Raw genomic sequence first — 249 nt, 5'->3', positions numbered from 1 at the left:
GTGTACGCATGGGCGAAAACTGCCAGAAACCAGTTCGTAGAGTAACGAAAACTGGCAATTCCAGCACACCTAAAACGCAGGTTAAGCCTTGCAATGGATGCAGCCTGGGGGTTTTTCAGGGGCGACTTTTTAGGATGTCGCGCTCCTCCGTCACCCGGCGCAACTCGATCTTCAGCCGCCGGACTTCGGCGCTCTGGTCCGCCTCAGCGCGCTGTACTACGCCGGGCTTGCCGAACTTGCGCAGCCAAG

General features: G+C 58.2%; 1 pseudogene. It reads right to left on the bottom strand.

Annotated features, from left to right (window positions below):
* Positions 1 to 127: 127 nt before the first annotated feature.
* Positions 128 to 249, bottom strand: a pseudogene (locus tag F7R02_RS26185) (IS3 family transposase); the annotation flags it as partial.

This window comes from Xanthomonas cissicola (genome assembly GCF_008801575.1).
Classification (GTDB): Bacteria; Pseudomonadota; Gammaproteobacteria; order Xanthomonadales; family Xanthomonadaceae; genus Xanthomonas; species Xanthomonas cissicola.
The sequence above is the reverse complement of the archived record's forward strand: the minus strand, read 5'-3'. Positions and strand labels throughout refer to the sequence as shown.